Here is a 15,530-nt window from a genome sequence, read left to right as displayed (position 1 = left end):
GCCGGGGTCCGGGGCGCGGAACTGCCTGCGGCGCCGCAGGACATGCAGTCCCTGCAACAACAGGACACCGCCTGGGCGGCGACGGCGCGCGAGGGCCTGGCCGCGACCGATGCGGCGTTCGCCAGCCGTTTCGACACCGGGGTCGAGGCCGAGGCCGGCATCGATCGCCTGCTGGCCGAGCGCGCGGCGGCGGTCGATGCGCTGGTCCAGGCGGCGTGGCTGCGCTGCATTCCTACCGATGCCGGGCTCGCGCTGTTTGCCGTCGGCGGCTACGGTCGCGGCGAGTTGTACCCGCAGTCAGATATCGACCTGCTGGTATTGGCCGAACCGGCCGTCTCGCAGCAGTACGCCGATGCACTGGGGCGGTTTTTCACCTTGCTGTGGGATTCCGGCTTGCCGGTCGGCCATGCCGTGCGTTCGTTGGCGCAGTGCACCGAAGCCTCGATCGAGGACATCACGGTGCTGACGGCGATGCTCGAGGCGCGCCCGCTGGCCGCCAACGAGCACGAGCGCCGCGAATTGCAGGCGGCGGTGTCGCCCCTGCTGGTCTGGCCGCCGCAGCCGTTTTTCGAGGCCAAACGCGCGGAGTTGCGTGAGCGGCACGCGCGTTTCGACGACACCGCCGACAACCTGGAACCGAACCTCAAGGAAGGCCCCGGTGGCCTGCGCGACGTGCAGACACTGAGCTGGATGGCGCTGCGCATCATCGGCACCGCCGACATGGAATCGCTGGTGGCGTTCGGCCAGCTGGGTGCCGACGAGGTCGCCACGCTGGAGCGCGCGCGCCGCACCCTGGCCCGGCTGCGCTACGGCCTGCATCTGGTGGCAGGAAAGCGCGAGGAGCGGTTGCGGTTCGATTACCAGAAGCTGCTGGCGACGCGGCTGGGGTTCGAGGATGTTGGCGGCACGCTGGCGGTCGAGCAGATGATGCAGGCGTTCTACCGCAGCGCCTCGCTGGTGCTGCGGATCGGCGATCGCCTGCTGCAGCGTTTCGAGGAGCAGCTGGAGGGCGAGGCCGAACCGGAGCCGCTGGACGCGCTGTTCGAGCTGCGTCGTGGCTATCTGGCCGCGCGCGAGGCGGACTGGCCCCGGACACCGGCGCAGATCTTCGCGCTGTTCTCGGCCTGGGCGATGCGCGGCGAGTTGAACGGCCTGCATTCGCACACCGCCCGGGCGCTGGCCGAGGCGCTGCCGATGCTGCCGGATTTTTCCCGCGCCGAGCCGGCGTTGCGGCAGCAGTTCATGGCGTTGCTGCGCGGCACCCAGCCGGTGCGCACGCTGACCCGGATGGCCCGGCTGGGCGTGCTCGGGCGCTGGATCCCGGCATTCCTGCGGGTGTCCGGGCGGATGCAGTTCGACCTGTTCCACGTCTACACGGTCGACCAGCACACCCTGGCGGTACTCAAGAACCTCGCGTCGTTCGCCTCGGGTGGCCCGAGCGAGCGTTTCGCGCTCGCCCACGAGGTCTGGCCGCGGCTGCGCAAGCCCGAGTTGCTGCTGCTGGCCGGCCTGTTCCACGACATCGCCAAGGGCCGCGGCGGCGACCATTCCGAGCTGGGCGGCGATGACGCGCGGGTCTTCTGCCGCACGATCGGGCTGGGCGAGGCGGATACCGCGCTGGTGGAATGGCTGGTCCGCAAGCACCTGCTGATGTCGATCACCGCGCAGAAGCAGGACATCGCCGACCCCGAGGTGATCCATCGTTTTGCCACCGTGGTGGGCGATCGCGAACGGCTCGACCACCTGTACCTGCTGACCTGCGCCGATATCGCCGGCACCTCGCCGAAGCTGTGGAATGCGTGGAAGGACCGGCTGATGGCCGACCTCTACACCGCCACCCGGCTGGCGTTGCGGCGCGGGCTGGAGAACCCGCTGGCGGCGGCCGAGCGCAGCGCCGAGACGCGCCAGGCCGTGCGCACCCGGCTCACGACCTTCGGCATCGACGATGCCGGGATCGATGCGCTGTTCGCGCGCATGCCCGAAATCGGTTTCCAGCGTGGCCGGCCGGACCAGCTCGCCTGGCAGGCGGCGTCGCTGCGGGGGCTGGCGGAGGGCGAGACGCGGGTAAGGGTGCGCCCGGTGGCGGCCGATACCGGGGCGCTGGAAGTATTCGTGCACTCGCTGGATCGCGACGGGCTGTTTGCCGCGATCGTCGCCGTGCTCGACCGCTGCGGCCTGGAGATCCAGCACGCGCGGGTTCTGGACGGCCCCAACGGCACCATTTTCGACACCTTTGAAGTCATCCCGGGCGATCCGCGGCGTGCGCCGGTTGCCGACGAGGTCGCGCGTCGATTGACCCAGGCGCTGGACGGGCCGCTGGAAGACATCCGGCCGGCCCGGCGCACCCAGCCGCGCCACCTGCGCCATTTCCGCATTCCGCCGAAGATCGGTTTCGACGACGCCGGCCAGGGACGCAGCACCCTCAGCCTGGTGTGTACCGACCGTCCCGGTCTGCTTGCCGACGTTGCCCGGATCCTGCGCAACCAGCGCCTGCGCGTGCACGATGCGCGCATCGCGACATTCGGCGCGCGCGCCGAAGACGTCTTCCAGATCACCGCCACCGATGCCCAGGGCCGCAACCAACCCCTGGACGAGAACCGCCGGCAGGCACTGAGCGCCGAATTGCTCGCCTGCCTCGAAGGAGAACACCCGTGAGTCCAGTCAAGAAGTCCGCCGCCAAGACCGCCGTGAAGAAGGTTGCGGACAAGAAAGTGCAGCCCGGCATTTCCGCCGTGGAAGAGCTGAAGGTCGTCATCGAAGGCGCGTTCGAGCGTCGCGGCACGCTGACCCCCGAGGAGATCGAAGGCTCGACCCGGCCAACCGTGGAACGCGTCATCGACGGCATCGAGAACGGTGAATTCCGGGTCGCCGAACCCGACGGAAAAGGCGGCTGGAAGGTCAACGCATGGCTGAAGAAGGCGGTGCTGCTGTATTTCCGCACCCAGGAAATGGAACTCGTGGATGCCTACCCGGCGCCGTTCTGGGACAAGATTCCGGCGCGCTTCGGCGACTTCGACGAGGCCGCGTTCCGCCAGCTCGGTGCGCGCGTCGTGCCCGGCGCGATCGTGCGCCGCGGCGCCCACATCGGCCGGGACGTGGTGCTGATGCCGAGCTTCGTCAACATCGGTGCTTACGTGGGCGAGGGCAGCATGGTCGACACCTGGGCGACGGTGGGTTCGTGCGCGCAGATCGGCAAGCACTGCCACCTGTCCGGGGGCGCCGGCATCGGCGGCGTGCTCGAGCCGCTGCAGGCGACGCCGACGATCATCGAGGACCATTGCTTCATCGGCGCGCGCTCGGAAGTGGTCGAGGGCGTCGTCGTCGGCCACCACAGCGTGATCGGCATGGGCGTATTCATCGGCCAGAGCACGCGCATCTACAACCGCGCGACCGGGGAGATCTCCTACGGCTACGTGCCGCCCTACAGCGTGGTGGTGTCCGGGCAGTTGCCGGCGAAGGACGGCTCGCACTCGCTGTACTGCGCGGTGATCGTCAAGCAGGTCGATGCGAAGACGCGCTCCAAGACCAGCATCAACGACCTGTTGCGCGGGTTGGCGGATTAGCCGCGCACGTTGAAAAACGGTGGATTACGCCTGCGGCTGATCCGCCCTACGCGGGCGTTGCCACGGGTGACACGCCGCAAGTATGTCCATGTAGGCTCTTCGGCGGCGTCCTTGCCGCCGAAGGTCGCCCGCGGCAACGCCCGCCCACACCTTGGAATTCTGGAGTGCCATGAACACCACGCTCTACGGATTGAACAATTGCGATACCTGCCGCAAGGCGCGCAAGTGGCTCGACCGCTTCGGCATCGCGCACGAGTTCATCGACTACCGCGACCAGCGGCAATCGCCGGAAACGCTGACGGAATGGAAGGACAAGCTGGGCGGCTGGGAGGCGATGATCAACAAGTCCTCGACCACCTGGCGGCAGTTGCCGGACAACCGCAAGGCCCCCGGGTCGGACGCCGAATGGAAACTGCTGCTGCGGGAATACCCGCAGCTGATCCGCCGCCCGGTGGTGGTCACCGACGACGGCCAGGTGACCCAGCGCTTCAGCGACAACGGCTTCAAGCAGCGCTTCGGGATCGCATGACGTTCCGTCGGTTGCAGGAGCGACTTCAGCCGCGACCTGTACATCGTTCCCAATGCACGAACTGCCATGGCTGCATCGTCCAGGACAACGAAGAGAGGCCGGCGATCCGGCAACGGCGTCGGTAAACCGGTTCCGGTTCGCGGCTGAAGCCGCGCCTACAGGAGATATTTCCGCCATGTCCGATGTCCTCCAACTCACCCGTGACCTTATCGCGCGGCCATCGGTCACCCCCGACGACGCCGGTTGCCAGCCGCTGATCGCCGAACGCCTGCAACGCGCCGGCTTCCAGTGCGAGCACCTGCGTTTCGGGGCAGTCGACAACCTCTGGGCGACGCACCGTGGGACGAACCGCGGCACGGATGGCGGCACGGATGGCGAGGCCGACGGACCGACCCTGGTGCTGCTCGGCCACACCGACGTGGTGCCGGCCGGGCCGCGCGAGGCCTGGGCCAGCGATCCGTTCGAGCCGCAGGTCCGCGATGGCATGTTGTACGGGCGCGGCGCGGCCGACATGAAGGGCAGCGTGGCCGCGTTCGTCATTGCCGCCGAGCGCTTCGTCGCCGCCCATCCGGACCATCGCGGCCGCCTCGCGTTGCTGCTGACCTCCGACGAGGAAGGCGATGCCATCGACGGCGTCCGCCGGGTGACGGAGCACTTCCGCGAACGCGGCGAGCGCATCGACTGGTGCATCACCGGCGAGCCGTCCTCCACGTCCCGGCTTGGCGATCTGCTGCGCGTCGGACGCCGCGGCAGCCTGACCGGCACCTTGACCGTGCGCGGCGTGCAGGGCCATGTCGCCTATCCCGACAAGGCGCGCAATCCGATCCATCAGGCGCTGCCGGCGCTGGCCGAATTGACGGCGCGCGAATGGGACGCGGGCTACGAATCGTTCCCGCCGACCAGCCTGCAGATCAGCAACATCCATGCCGGCACCGGCGCCAGCAACGTGATCCCGGGCGAGCTGCAGGTGGTGTTCAACCTGCGCTACAACCCGACCTGGAACGCCGATCAACTCGAACACGAGTGCGAGGCGATCCTGCGCGCGCACGGCCTGGACCACGCGATCCACTGGCACCGCAGTGGCGAGCCGTTCCACACCCCCGAAGGCCCGCTGCGCGCCGCCACCCGTGAGGTGCTGACCCGTTTCTGCGGCGACGCTCCGGAGGAAAGCACCGGCGGCGGGACGTCCGATGCACGCTTCATCGCCACCCTGGGCACCCAGTGCATCGAGATCGGGCCGGTCAACGCGAGCATCCACCAGGTCGACGAACACGTCTCGGTGGCCGACCTGGAGGCCTTGCCCGGCCTGTATCTGGCTTTGATCGAACGGCTGCTGGGCTGACTCAGACCAGGTCAGTGCAGGGCATCACACCCGTAGGTGCGGCTTCAGCATCAGTGAGCTCGCGACTCACGTCGCTCCTGCGGTCGCGCGCGTCCATCGACCGAAGCAACCGCAGGACAAGGGCGCGGTTTCCGAGAGTCTCCGCACAGCCATCTACACCTGCAGGAGCGACATGAGTCGCGACCCGTGCATCGACTCCCATGTTCGCCGGGGCATAGGCAATGCAGTGACCCGCGCCCCCGATCGGTGCTTTCGAGTCGCCGGGAACTACGGCGCGGTCAATTCCGGCAACTCAAGCGATACCCACGACAACGTGGCATCGCCGCCGCCACTGGGCATCGCGACCGCATCGCGGGCGCGAACCTTGTCGGCCAGCGCATCCGGAATGCCGTGCGAGCGGTCGTAGCCGTACACGGTGACGGCTTGCCCCGGCGTCGCCCGGAATTCGAACCGTGCCCCGTCCTGCGGCAGGCCGACCAGCGCCACCTTGCGCCACGTGACCGGCTGCTTATGCCAGCGTGACGGTGCCAGCGGCTGACCCTGCACGCGGATGCCGGCCACGTCGATGCCGCCGGGAAGCAGCAGGCCGGCTTCGTCGGCACCGCGTTGCGAATGCAGCCGGATGCTGATCCGGCGCTCGCCATCCACAAGGACATCCTGTTCGACCTGCAGCACGGGCGGCGCCAGCGCCGGACCGCGGACGCCGGGGAATCCCCGGCCCAGCCAGGGCGCGATCGGTTCCGATGTCGTCGCAAAGCCGGCCTCGTGCAGGAAACCGGGCGGCAGGGTCGCATTGGGCTGTGCGAACAGGCGCGCGTCCGCGCCCGTGCCGTTGTCTGCGCCGGCATACATCAGGTTCATTGGGCGCGGGACGTCGGCATCGAAGGCCGGGCGAACCAGCGACAACACCGCGAGCACCAGCACGCCGGCGGTTGCAGCGATGCCCAGGACACGGCCGGCAAGACGGCCCGACGCATTGAGCGCGGGCAGCAACGGCAGCAGGATCAGGCCGGTGAGCAGGGTCGCGGCCGGCAGGCCGGGGTGGCCGATCGCGCTGTAGCTGTCCGCTGCGTAGGGAAACCACAGGCCGGCGGCAACCAGCGCGGCGATTCCGGCCCAGACGACCGGCCGTTTCGGCCACAGATGGCCGCACACCGCACCGGCGAGCAGCGGCAGCAGGCCCAGATGACTGGCGCCCGGCATCGCGTTCACCGCGAACACGGCGATGAGGGCGAACGGCAGCAGGCTGGCGAGGGCGAGCGCGGCATCGCCGAAGCGGCGTCGGCCCCAACGCCCGAGCACGATAACGATCGGCAGTGCCGACAGCACGAAGGCCGCGCTCAGCACGCCGCCTTGCGCGGTCCACGCCGCCGGCGTCGCGCCCAGCCACCCCAGCACGGCGTGCAATGTCCAGCCGAATCCGCCCAGCAACGCCAGGCCGGCCAATACCGTCAGACCGGCACCGGCCCGTGCTGCGGTTTTCAGCGCCCCGGTGCGGGCCAGGCGCCAAGCCGACGTGAACCACGTGAGCAGGCCCAGCACCAGCAGCGCCGGGTTCCAGGTGGAAGGCCAGCCGCCCATCACCGTGCCCAGCACGCCGAAGAACACCGCGTCGTGCGTGGCCTGCAGCGATGCGGGCGCCGCGGCGAACGCACGCGCCATCGCCAGCGCGTTGTCGCCGTGCTGCTGCAGCGAGCCGGGGTCGAGGTGGGCGATGTCGTCCAGCGGTGTGTGGTAACGCGCCGCGCCGCGTGCCCAGGCGAAGTTGGTGCCGGCCAGGCCCTCGCGCCGGTACACGGTGAAATCGGTGTCGTTGGGCAGGGTCTGGTAGATCTCGTAATCCAGCGACGAACCGCCCGGCCGCGGCAGCAGGTGACGGATGGCCGCCATCAGTGCGGCGTTGCCCGGCTGGGTTTCGATCAGCAGGCTGGCACCGCCGGTGCCGCGCGCTTCCAGATTGATCGCGGTGGCGATGCGGGCGAATTCCGGCTCGCGCGCGAAGGCCTCCGCACCGATCAGGCCCAGCTCCTCGCCGTCGTTGGCGAGCAGCCACACGTCGCGCGGCAACGGTGGACCAGCCCGCAGGGCGCGCGCCACCTCGATGATCGCCGCGACTCCGGCGCCGTCGTCCGACGCCCCCGGCCCGGCCGCGACCGAGTCGTAATGGGCCGACAGCAACACCGCCTGCTCCGGATCCTTGCCGGCGATCTTCGCCACGACGTTGTCGACCGTCGCGCAGGTGCTGCCACCGCAGGCGAAACGGCGCTGTACCTCGACCGGAATCCCCAACTGCCCGAACTCGGCCACGATGCGGTCGCGCACCGCCGCGTTGGCCGCGCTGCCGGTCGGGTGGGGCGACTGGTCGCCGAGCAGGCGCACCAGCACGGCTTTGGCCCGCGCCGCCGAGAACAGTTCCGCCGGTGCGTCGAAACCCGCGGGAGCAGGTGGCGCGCTGCCGCGCAGCGACAAGCCCGCGATCAGCACGAACAGCGCCAGCATGACGACCGCCGTCAGCCGCGCTCCGGCCAGGTGTGCACCAGGCAGGCGCACACCGGCGGCTTGCACGCCCGCGTCAACGGATGGCGTCTTGTGCGGCATCTTCTTCCCCAGGCCCGGCCGGAAACGGCCTGTCGATGATAGCCGCGGCCCGGCTATCTGAAGCTCGCATGGGAGTGGACGAAACAACTACCGGATCACCCGCGCGCGATCACCTCATGGCATGCCGACGGTCAACACGTAACAGTATGTTTCGGCGGTCACTCTGCGATGCCCGCGCGATGGGAAAACCGTGGGCGTTCCAGGCGGCGAATCCACCTGCCAGCGGGCGTACGTGCTTGAAGCCGCGGCTCTTCAACTGCCGGGCGAGCAGTGTCGGCGTAGTTCAGCAGCAGGAACGGACTCAGGTGCTGGTCGTGACTGTTGCAGGAAAACGGGGCGCGCGCTGGAGGTCCAGAAGTCGTAGCTCAGCCGTCGGATCGCGATGCTGGAGGAGCGACTGGGTGTGTGCCTGATCCAACGGTCCATACGCCGGTTTTCTGTCAGATGGTGTTGGTGTTGGCTATGGCTGGCTCGATGGCCTGAAAAGCGCACGCCGCCGCGCAGGTTGATTGCGATGGCGGCCGCCGCAACCGGTTGCCGGTCAACCTACCGCAGAGCCGGGAGACTTGTTTCTACCGGCGGATCTTCGAGCGGCTGTTCCCCGGCGCGGCATGCGCGCAAACGGTGCCGGGCGGCAAGTCGCTCGCCTGCTCATCACCGGCCGCGATCGCTGGGGATGCCTCGTGCCGATGCCGCCGAACCGTCGGGCAGGGCAGTGGTGGAGTGCATCAGGCGGCACCACAGCACTGATGGCGGTCGTCGCCCATTGAGTACCGTTGCGCCTCGACCTGGAAACCGCCTTTTCAGGATTTCCCGCGGGGTTCAGTGCCCGTGGTCGCTTTCACCGGGCGCGTGGCTGATCCCTTCGGTAAGCAACTTGTCCACGGCTTCGACGAAGTGGGTGAACTGCACGTAGGACTCCACGTACTCGCGGCCCTGCTCGACCGAGTCCTCGGCGACCTGCCGTTGTTTGTAGGCGGTCGCGAAGCGCTCGCTGACCTGTCCGCGGATCGCCGCGGCGAGCTGGTCGGCCAGCGCATCGGCGTTCCCGGTCTCCAGCGCCCGGTCCGCCGCCGCAATCGAGGGGTCCATGCTGCCCAGCGGTTTGATGCCGGTGAAGCCCGCTCCCTCGCTGGCGCGGTGCACGCGGACCAGGGTTTCGAAGAAGTAGTTGTCGGCGACCGTCCTGGCGGTATCGCTTTCGCCGCGGACTGCCAGGGCCATGTCGAACGCGCTGCGGACCTCGGCCTCATCGTTCGCCGGGATCCACTTCAGGACCGGCGTCACGTTCTTCTCGATCAGGGCCTTTTGCGCATCGGCGATGACCGGGCCGTCCAGGCTGTCGCAGTGGGCCATCGCCGGGCCGGCGGTTGCGAACGCCAGCGCCACTACCAGCGCCAGCGCGGTGAATCGGGGAAAACGGGTTTGCATCTGCATGGAAATTCTCCTTGGGTTGGGTTTGTCCTTCTCTGCGCTTCAGCGCAACAGCCGCATCGCGTTGAGGATCACTATCAGCACCGAGCCCTCATGCACCAGCATGCCCAGTGACATGGTGACCCCGCCGGCGAACACGCCCACCAGCAGTACCACCACGGTGGCCAGGGCGATGATGATGTTCTGTCGCATCACGCCCACGGTGCGCTTGGCGAGGCGAATCGCCTCCGGCAGCTTGAGCAGGTTGTCGCCCATCAGCGCGATGTCTGCGGTTTCCACCGCCACTGCCGAGCCGGCGGCGCCCATGGCTACGCCGATGTTGGCGGTCGCCAGCGCCGGGGCATCATTCACGCCGTCGCCGACCATTGCCACCACGTGGCCTTCGCGCTGCAGTTTCGCGACGGCGTCCAGCTTGTCCTCGGGCAGCAGCGAGGCGTGGATCTCCCCGATGCCGGTGGCCTTGCCGACCGCCTCGGCCACCAGCCGGGTGTCGCCGGTGAGCATGACCACCTTGTCGATGCCGGCGGCATACAGGCGGGCCACCATTTCCTTCGCGTCCTCGCGAAGACGGTCGGCCACCGCGACCACGCCGATCACCTGCTGGTCGACCGCCACGATCATCGGCGTCTTGCCGGCCGCGGCCAGCGCACGCGCCGCTTCGGCAGCGCCGGCATCGTCACTGATGCCGTACTGCTCCAGCAGCGCCGGGTTGCCGATCAGCACGCGGCGACCGTCGGTGTCGGACACGATGCCCTTGCCCGGCACCGGCGTGACCGAGCCGGGGATGCCGTCGGGGCCCACGCCTTCGGCGATCGCGGTGTCCAGAATCGGGCGTGCCAGCGGGTGTTCGGAGCCCGCCTCTGCGGCGGCGGCCCAGCGCAGCACGTCGGCACGGCCCATGGACGGGTGCAGCACCACCACGTCGGTCAGCTGCGGCCGGCCCTCGGTGAGGGTGCCAGTCTTGTCCACGGCGACCACGGAGATTTTCGCAGCGGTCTCCAGGAATTCGCCGCCCTTGATCAGGATGCCGTTGCGCGCCGCACGGCCGATGCCGGCCACGATCGCCACCGGAATCGAGATGACCAGCGCGCCCGGACAACCGATGACCAGCAAGGTCAGCGCCAGCACCACGTTGCCGCTGACCAGTCCTGCCACCAGGGCCAGGACCATCACGCCGGGCGTGTACCACGTCGAGAACCGGTCGATGAAGGACTGCGTCCGCGCCTTGGCGTCCTGCGCCTCCTCGACGCGGTGGATGATGCGCGCCAGCGTGGTGTCGGCGCCGATGCCGGTGGCCAGCACCTGCAGGAAGCCACCGCGCGAGATGGTGCCGGCGAAGACCGGGTCGGACTTCGACTTTTCCACCGGAATCGACTCGCCGGTGATCGAAGCTTCGTCGATCGCACCGGTACCCGACACGACCTGGCCGTCGACCGGCACCTTGGCCCCGTTCTTGACCAGCACGATCTCGCCCATCCGCACCTGGCTGGCGGGGATCTCCTGCTGTTCGCCGTCGCGCATGACGATGGCGGTGTCCGGGGCGACGGCGACCAGTTCGGCCAATGCCGAGCGCGTCTTGTTGAGCGTGGCCGCCTCCAGCGCATGGCCGACGGCGAACAGGAAGGTGACGGCCGCGGCTTCCCAGAAGTTGCCGATCAGGATCGCGCCGATGGCCGCGACCGAGACCAGCAGGTCGATGCCGATCATCCTGGCGACCAGCGCACGCAGTGCCTTGACCACGATGTCGTAGCCGGCCACGACGGCCGCGGCCAGCATCAACAGGTCTGAGAGCAGGAATGATTCCGCGCTGTGGGTCGCGTGGACCCCGGCGTCAAACCACCACTGCGGCGCGAGGGAGGGATTCGCGGCGCCCCCGAGCGCCTTGTCCAACACGAACGAGGCAACAATCAGGATCCCGGAAAGTGCGGGGACCAACCACTTTCCGGTGACCCATTGCTGGAGGCGGCTCACGTCATCAAAACGCCGACGGAGCCGATTTGTAACCGGCCTTTGCGACCGTTGCCACGAGATCGTCCACCGACACCTTCGACGTATCGTGGTCAATCTCGATGCGCGCCGACGCGAAATAGACCTTCACCTTCTCAACGCCGTCGATGCGGCCGACCTGTTTCTCGATCTTCTCGACGCACGACGGGCAGGAAAAGCCCTCGGCACGCAGGATCGTATGGGTGATGGGAACAGTGCTCATGTGTTTTCTCCTTGATCGGATCCATACCGCAGGATCCACACTGTTACCGTACGTCACCGCATATTAGAAAGAGTTGATATAAATCAACTCGGCGGCCTGCGTCCATTGCTGTTCAGGTTCCGGGGGCGAAGCACGCTGACCGCAATATGTGGGCTTATTGCCGGCGTAAACCGTACACCACGGTCTGCAAGGCGGTGACTCCCTCGGCGATGAAGGCCGGCTGCTGGGCGAGGATGTCGCGGCGTTCCAGGACGTCGACGTGCCAGAGCGGCTCGAACAGCTCGCGGACTTCGCTTTCTTCCACCGAGAACGGCGGGCCGGCTTTCTCGTCCTGCGGGTATTCCAGGGTGATCAGCAAACCCCGGCAGCCGGCCGGCAGTTTCGCGTACACCTCGCGGGCATAGCGCCGGCGCATGGGTGGCGGCAGCGCGATCAGCGCGGCGCGGTCGTACACGATGTTGCAGTCGGACAGGGTCGCGGTGTCCAGCGCAAACACGTCGCCCTGGATGATCTCGATACCGCCGGCGTGGTAATGCCGGCCGATGGCCGATTCACTGATGTGCGGCTCCAGCGCGTGTTCGGCGAAGAACTGACCGATCGCCGTCGCCGACAACTCGGCCCCGAGGACGCGGTGGCCCTGTGCGGCGAACCACGCCATGTCGAGACTCTTGCCGGCCAAGGGCACGAACACCCGGCTGCCCGGAGGCGCCTGCAGGGCGGACCAGTGCTTCAGCATCAGCGGCGTCTCGCGGTCCTGATGAAAGCCGATGCGGCCTTCGCGCCAACGCTGTTGCCAGAATTCGGGTTCCATCAGGATTCTCCGTTGCGCCTCGATGTAATCCGCTTGCGACGGTTTCCCAACGCGCCGCCGCGCGCGATGTAACTTGCTTGCGACTTATTCGACTGACAGCCCTTCCACTTTCTGCCACCCGCGCGGCAACAACCCGCCGCGCGTCGCGCGCCCGCCCAGATACGCCTCCAGGTCCTTCCAGGTCACCGTCATCGTGCGGGCGCCGGACTTCACGCTGAGCGATGCGCCGGGAGCGACCACGGCCACCGCGACCACGTGCTCGGTGCCCAGTTTGGCGCGGGGAATGTCGATCAGCTTGTTGCCCTTGCCCTTGTCGAGTTCCGGCAATTCCGACACCGGGAAGGCCAGCAGGTGGCCGGCGCTGGTCGCCACGACCACCCGGTCCTGCGCGACGTCGCTCACGGCCGCAGGCTGCAGCACGTGGGCGTTCGGCGTCAGCGACAGCATCGCCTTGCCGGCCTTGTTGCGGCTGGTGAGGTTCTCGAAGCGGGTCACGAAACCGTAGCCGTGCGAGCTGGCGAGCACGAAGCGCTGGTCGTTGTCGCCGCTGGCGATCGCCTGGAACGAGGTCTTCGGAGCGGGCGAGAAGCGCACGGTCAGCGGTTCGCCGTTGCCGCGTGCCGAGGGCAGGCTGTGGACCACGGTCGAATAGCTGCGGCCGGTGGAATCCAGGAACGCGACCTGCTGGTTGCTGCGCGTGCGGGTCGCCACCAGCAGCTCGTCGCCTTCGCGGTAGTTCATCGCGGCCGCGTCGACGTCATGGCCCTTCGCCGCGCGCACCCAGCCCATCTCGCTGAGCACGACGGTCATCGGCTCGCTCGGCGCCAGATCGGTTTCCGACAGCGCCTGCGCCGCACCGCGGGCGACCAGCGGCGAGCGCCGGGCGTCGCCGAATTTCTTCGCATCGGCCAGCAGCTCGTCCTTGACCAGCTTCTTCAGCTTGCCCTTGCTGGCGAGGATCGCGACCAGCCGGTCACGCTCTTTCGCCAGTTCGTCCTGCTCGCCGCGGATCTTCATCTCCTCCAGCCGCGCCAGCTGGCGCAGGCGGGTTTCCAGGATGTAGTCGGTCTGCTCCTCGCTGAGCGCGAAGCGCTGCATCAGGACGGGCTTGGGCTCGTCCTCGCTGCGGATGATGCGGATCACCTCGTCCAGGTTGAGGAACGCGACCAGCAAGCCTTCCAGCAGGTGCAGCCGCTGCTCGACCTTCGCCAGCCGGTGGTTGAGCCGGCGGGTCACGGTGTCGGTGCGGAACGTCAGCCATTCGGCCAGGAACGCCTTGAGTCCCTTGACCTGCGGGCGGCCGTCCAGACCGATCACGTTGATGTTGACCCGGAAGCTTTTCTCCAGGTCGGTGGTGGCGAACAGATGACCCATCAGCTGGTCGACATCGACCCGGTTGCTGCGCGGGATCAGCACGATCCGGGTCGGGTTGGCGTGGTCGGACTCGTCGCGGATGTCCTCCAGCCACGGCAGCTTCTTGGCCCGCATCTGGGTCGCGATCTGCTCGATGATCTTGCTCGGCGACGCCTGGTGGGGCAGGCCGGTGATGACGATGTTGGGGCCGTCCTTCTCGTACACGGCGCGCGCGCGCACGCTGCCCAGGCCGGTCTCGTACATCTGCAGCAGGTCGGCGCGCGGCGTGATGATCTCGGCGGTGGTCGGGTAGTCCGGGCCGAGCACGTGCTCGCACAGGTCGGCGGTGGTGGCATCGGGGTCGTCCAGCAGGCGGATGCAGGCGCTGACCACTTCATTGAGGTTGTGCGGCGGCACGTCGGTGGCCATGCCGACGGCGATGCCGGTGGTGCCGTTGAGCAGCAGGTGCGGCAGTCGTGCCGGCATCCAGGACGGCTCTTCCAAGGTGCCGTCGAAGTTGGGGACCCAGTCGGCCGTGCCCTGGGTCAGCTCGCCCAGCAGCACCTCGGCGATCGGGGTCAGCTTGGACTCGGTGTAGCGCATCGCCGCGAACGACTTGGGGTCGTCGCTGGAGCCGAAGTTGCCCTGGCCCTCGACCAGCGGATAGCGGTACGAGAACGGCTGCGCCATCAGCACCATCGCCTCGTAGCAGGCGCTGTCGCCGTGCGGGTGGTATTTGCCGATCACGTCGCCGATGGTGCGCGCGGATTTCTTCGGCTTCGCCCCGGCATTCAGGCCCAACTCGCTCATCGAATAGATGATCCGCCGCTGCACCGGCTTGAGGCCGTCGCCGAGGAATGGCAGCGCGCGGTCCAGCACCACGTACATCGAATAGTCGAGGTAGGCGCGCTCGGCGTATTCGCGCAGCGGAATCTGTTCGTAACCGTGGAAGTGGGGCCGTACGGAATCGGTCATGGGCGCAGTGGATCTCGTAAGCGGAACGCAGGGGGATGGCAATTCTACCGGCGGGCGGTGGCCTGGGCGGACGCGACGGCCGGAAAACACAAGGCCGAAGGCGCTTGCGACGCCTCCGGCCTTGGGGGTGTGTTACCAGCGGTGGCCGCGCGGAACCGGACGATCACCTGTGCGGGTGCGACTCAGCGGTGCAGCTCGCCGGATGCCTCCGGCTGGTAGCGGATGGACAGCACTTCCAGCTTGATCGTGCGGCCACCGGGCACCGGCCATTCGATCACCGCACCGACGTGCAGGCCCAGCAGCGCGCTGCCGACCGGGGCGAGGATCGACACCTTCTCCGGGCTGCCATCGGCATCCTTTGGGTAGACCAGCGTCAGTTCGCGCTCGCCACCGCTGTTGACGTCGCGGAAGCGGGCGGTGGAGTTCATCGTGATCACGTCGTCCGGCATCTCGGCCGGCTCCAGCAATTCGGCGCGGTCGAGCTCGCGACGCAGGGCGTCGGTATTGAGACCCTGGGCCAGAGGCTGCTCAAGCAGCGACTCCAGACGCTCGCAGTCCAGACGGGACACCAACAGCGGCGGGGTGGCGGTAGCGTTCATGCTTCATGGCTCCAAAAGCAATGCGGGCGACGCATCAAAATGCGCGTCGCCCGCGGAATTTCTGTGGTGGGTTGAAGTTAGCTCTGAATCGGGTGCGCATCAACTGGCGGTTCAACC

General features: G+C 68.0%; 11 protein-coding genes and 2 pseudogenes. 6 read left to right on the top strand and 7 right to left on the bottom strand.

Annotated features, from left to right (window positions below; translation table 11 throughout):
- The first annotated feature begins 42 nt into the window (after positions 1-42).
- The 4 genes from glnD to dapE all read left to right on the top strand — a co-directional run bounded on the left by glnD (position 43) and on the right by dapE (position 5,434).
- Positions 43-2,655: a [protein-PII] uridylyltransferase gene (glnD, locus tag N792_RS03095; RefSeq protein WP_036192917.1), complete on the top strand. Its 2,613-nt coding sequence runs from the start codon at positions 43-45 to the stop codon at positions 2,653-2,655.
- Positions 2,622-3,563 (top strand): 2,3,4,5-tetrahydropyridine-2,6-dicarboxylate N-succinyltransferase, encoded by a 942-nt coding sequence (gene dapD, locus N792_RS03090; protein WP_036192916.1) that lies wholly within the window; start codon positions 2,622-2,624, stop codon positions 3,561-3,563. Before glnD ends, dapD begins: the two co-directional genes overlap by 34 nt.
- Before the next feature lie 169 nt (positions 3,564-3,732).
- Entirely contained in the window at positions 3,733-4,092 is a 360-nt protein-coding gene (locus N792_RS03085) for an arsenate reductase (RefSeq protein WP_036192615.1), read from the top strand.
- Between the two features lie 175 nt (positions 4,093-4,267).
- Complete coding sequence (gene dapE / locus N792_RS03080; RefSeq protein ID WP_036192614.1) at positions 4,268-5,434, top strand: succinyl-diaminopimelate desuccinylase; 1,167 nt, start codon at positions 4,268-4,270, stop codon at positions 5,432-5,434.
- Positions 5,435-5,701: 267 nt separating this feature from the next.
- Here the strand turns inward: dapE and N792_RS13365 are convergent, their stop codons facing one another.
- Complete coding sequence (locus N792_RS13365; RefSeq protein WP_052103367.1) at positions 5,702-8,032, bottom strand: M20/M25/M40 family metallo-hydrolase; 2,331 nt, start codon at positions 8,030-8,032, stop codon at positions 5,702-5,704.
- Between the two features lie 328 nt (positions 8,033-8,360).
- On the opposite strand from N792_RS13365, the pseudogene N792_RS14310 reads away from it, so the two are divergent.
- Positions 8,361-8,474: pseudogene (locus N792_RS14310) on the top strand (LysR family transcriptional regulator); the annotation flags it as partial.
- Positions 8,475-8,484: 10 nt separating this feature from the next.
- Positions 8,485-8,782: pseudogene (asnB, locus tag N792_RS14160) on the top strand (asparagine synthase B); the annotation flags it as partial.
- A 72-nt stretch (positions 8,783-8,854) separates the two neighbouring features.
- Here the strand turns inward: asnB and N792_RS03070 are convergent.
- The 6 genes from N792_RS03070 to rnk form a co-directional block, all read right to left on the bottom strand.
- Positions 8,855-9,469 carry a DUF6448 family protein gene (locus N792_RS03070; RefSeq protein ID WP_191150505.1) on the bottom strand — a complete coding sequence of 205 codons (615 nt, stop codon included), beginning with the start codon at positions 9,467-9,469 and terminating at the stop codon, positions 8,855-8,857.
- 39 nt (positions 9,470-9,508) lie between these two features.
- A complete protein-coding gene (locus tag N792_RS03065) occupies positions 9,509-11,401 on the bottom strand; it encodes a heavy metal translocating P-type ATPase (RefSeq protein WP_198025567.1) in 1,893 nt (630 codons plus the stop codon).
- 40 nt (positions 11,402-11,441) lie between these two features.
- On the bottom strand, positions 11,442-11,675 hold the full coding sequence (locus tag N792_RS03060) for a heavy-metal-associated domain-containing protein (protein WP_036192612.1): 234 nt from the start codon (positions 11,673-11,675) through the stop codon (positions 11,442-11,444).
- 154 nt (positions 11,676-11,829) lie between these two features.
- Positions 11,830-12,486 (bottom strand): thiopurine S-methyltransferase, encoded by a 657-nt coding sequence (locus N792_RS03055; RefSeq protein WP_036192611.1) that lies wholly within the window; start codon positions 12,484-12,486, stop codon positions 11,830-11,832.
- Positions 12,487-12,570: 84 nt separating this feature from the next.
- On the bottom strand, positions 12,571-14,814 hold the full coding sequence (gene parC, locus N792_RS03050; RefSeq protein ID WP_036192610.1) for a DNA topoisomerase IV subunit A: 2,244 nt from the start codon (positions 14,812-14,814) through the stop codon (positions 12,571-12,573).
- A gap of 182 nt (positions 14,815-14,996) precedes the next feature.
- A complete protein-coding gene (gene rnk / locus N792_RS03045) occupies positions 14,997-15,413 on the bottom strand; it encodes a nucleoside diphosphate kinase regulator (protein WP_036192609.1) in 417 nt (138 codons plus the stop codon).
- Between the last annotated feature and the right edge of the window lie 117 nt (positions 15,414-15,530).

It is taken from the genome of Lysobacter concretionis Ko07 = DSM 16239 (assembly GCF_000768345.1).
In the GTDB taxonomy this organism is placed as follows: domain Bacteria; phylum Pseudomonadota; class Gammaproteobacteria; order Xanthomonadales; family Xanthomonadaceae; genus Novilysobacter; species Novilysobacter concretionis.
Note: the sequence above shows the minus strand (reverse complement) of the source record. Positions and strands in the feature narration are given on the sequence as shown.

Bases quoted from the DNA above. Each gene is read 5' to 3' on its own strand.
- glnD (WP_036192917.1), top strand. From the start codon at position 43: ATGCAGTCCCTGCAACAACAGGACACCGCCTGGGCGGCGACGGCGCGC.
- N792_RS03085 (WP_036192615.1), top strand. From the start codon at position 3,733: ATGAACACCACGCTCTACGGATTGAACAATTGCGATACCTGCCGCAAG.
- dapE (WP_036192614.1), top strand. From the start codon at position 4,268: ATGTCCGATGTCCTCCAACTCACCCGTGACCTTATCGCGCGGCCATCG.
- N792_RS13365 (WP_052103367.1), bottom strand. From the start codon at position 8,032: ATGCCGCACAAGACGCCATCCGTTGACGCGGGCGTGCAAGCCGCCGGT.
- N792_RS03070 (WP_191150505.1), bottom strand. From the start codon at position 9,469: ATGCAGATGCAAACCCGTTTTCCCCGATTCACCGCGCTGGCGCTGGTA.
- N792_RS03060 (WP_036192612.1), bottom strand. From the start codon at position 11,675: ATGAGCACTGTTCCCATCACCCATACGATCCTGCGTGCCGAGGGCTTT.
- N792_RS03055 (WP_036192611.1), bottom strand. From the start codon at position 12,486: ATGGAACCCGAATTCTGGCAACAGCGTTGGCGCGAAGGCCGCATCGGC.
- parC (WP_036192610.1), bottom strand. From the start codon at position 14,814: ATGACCGATTCCGTACGGCCCCACTTCCACGGTTACGAACAGATTCCG.
- rnk (WP_036192609.1), bottom strand. From the start codon at position 15,413: ATGAACGCTACCGCCACCCCGCCGCTGTTGGTGTCCCGTCTGGACTGC.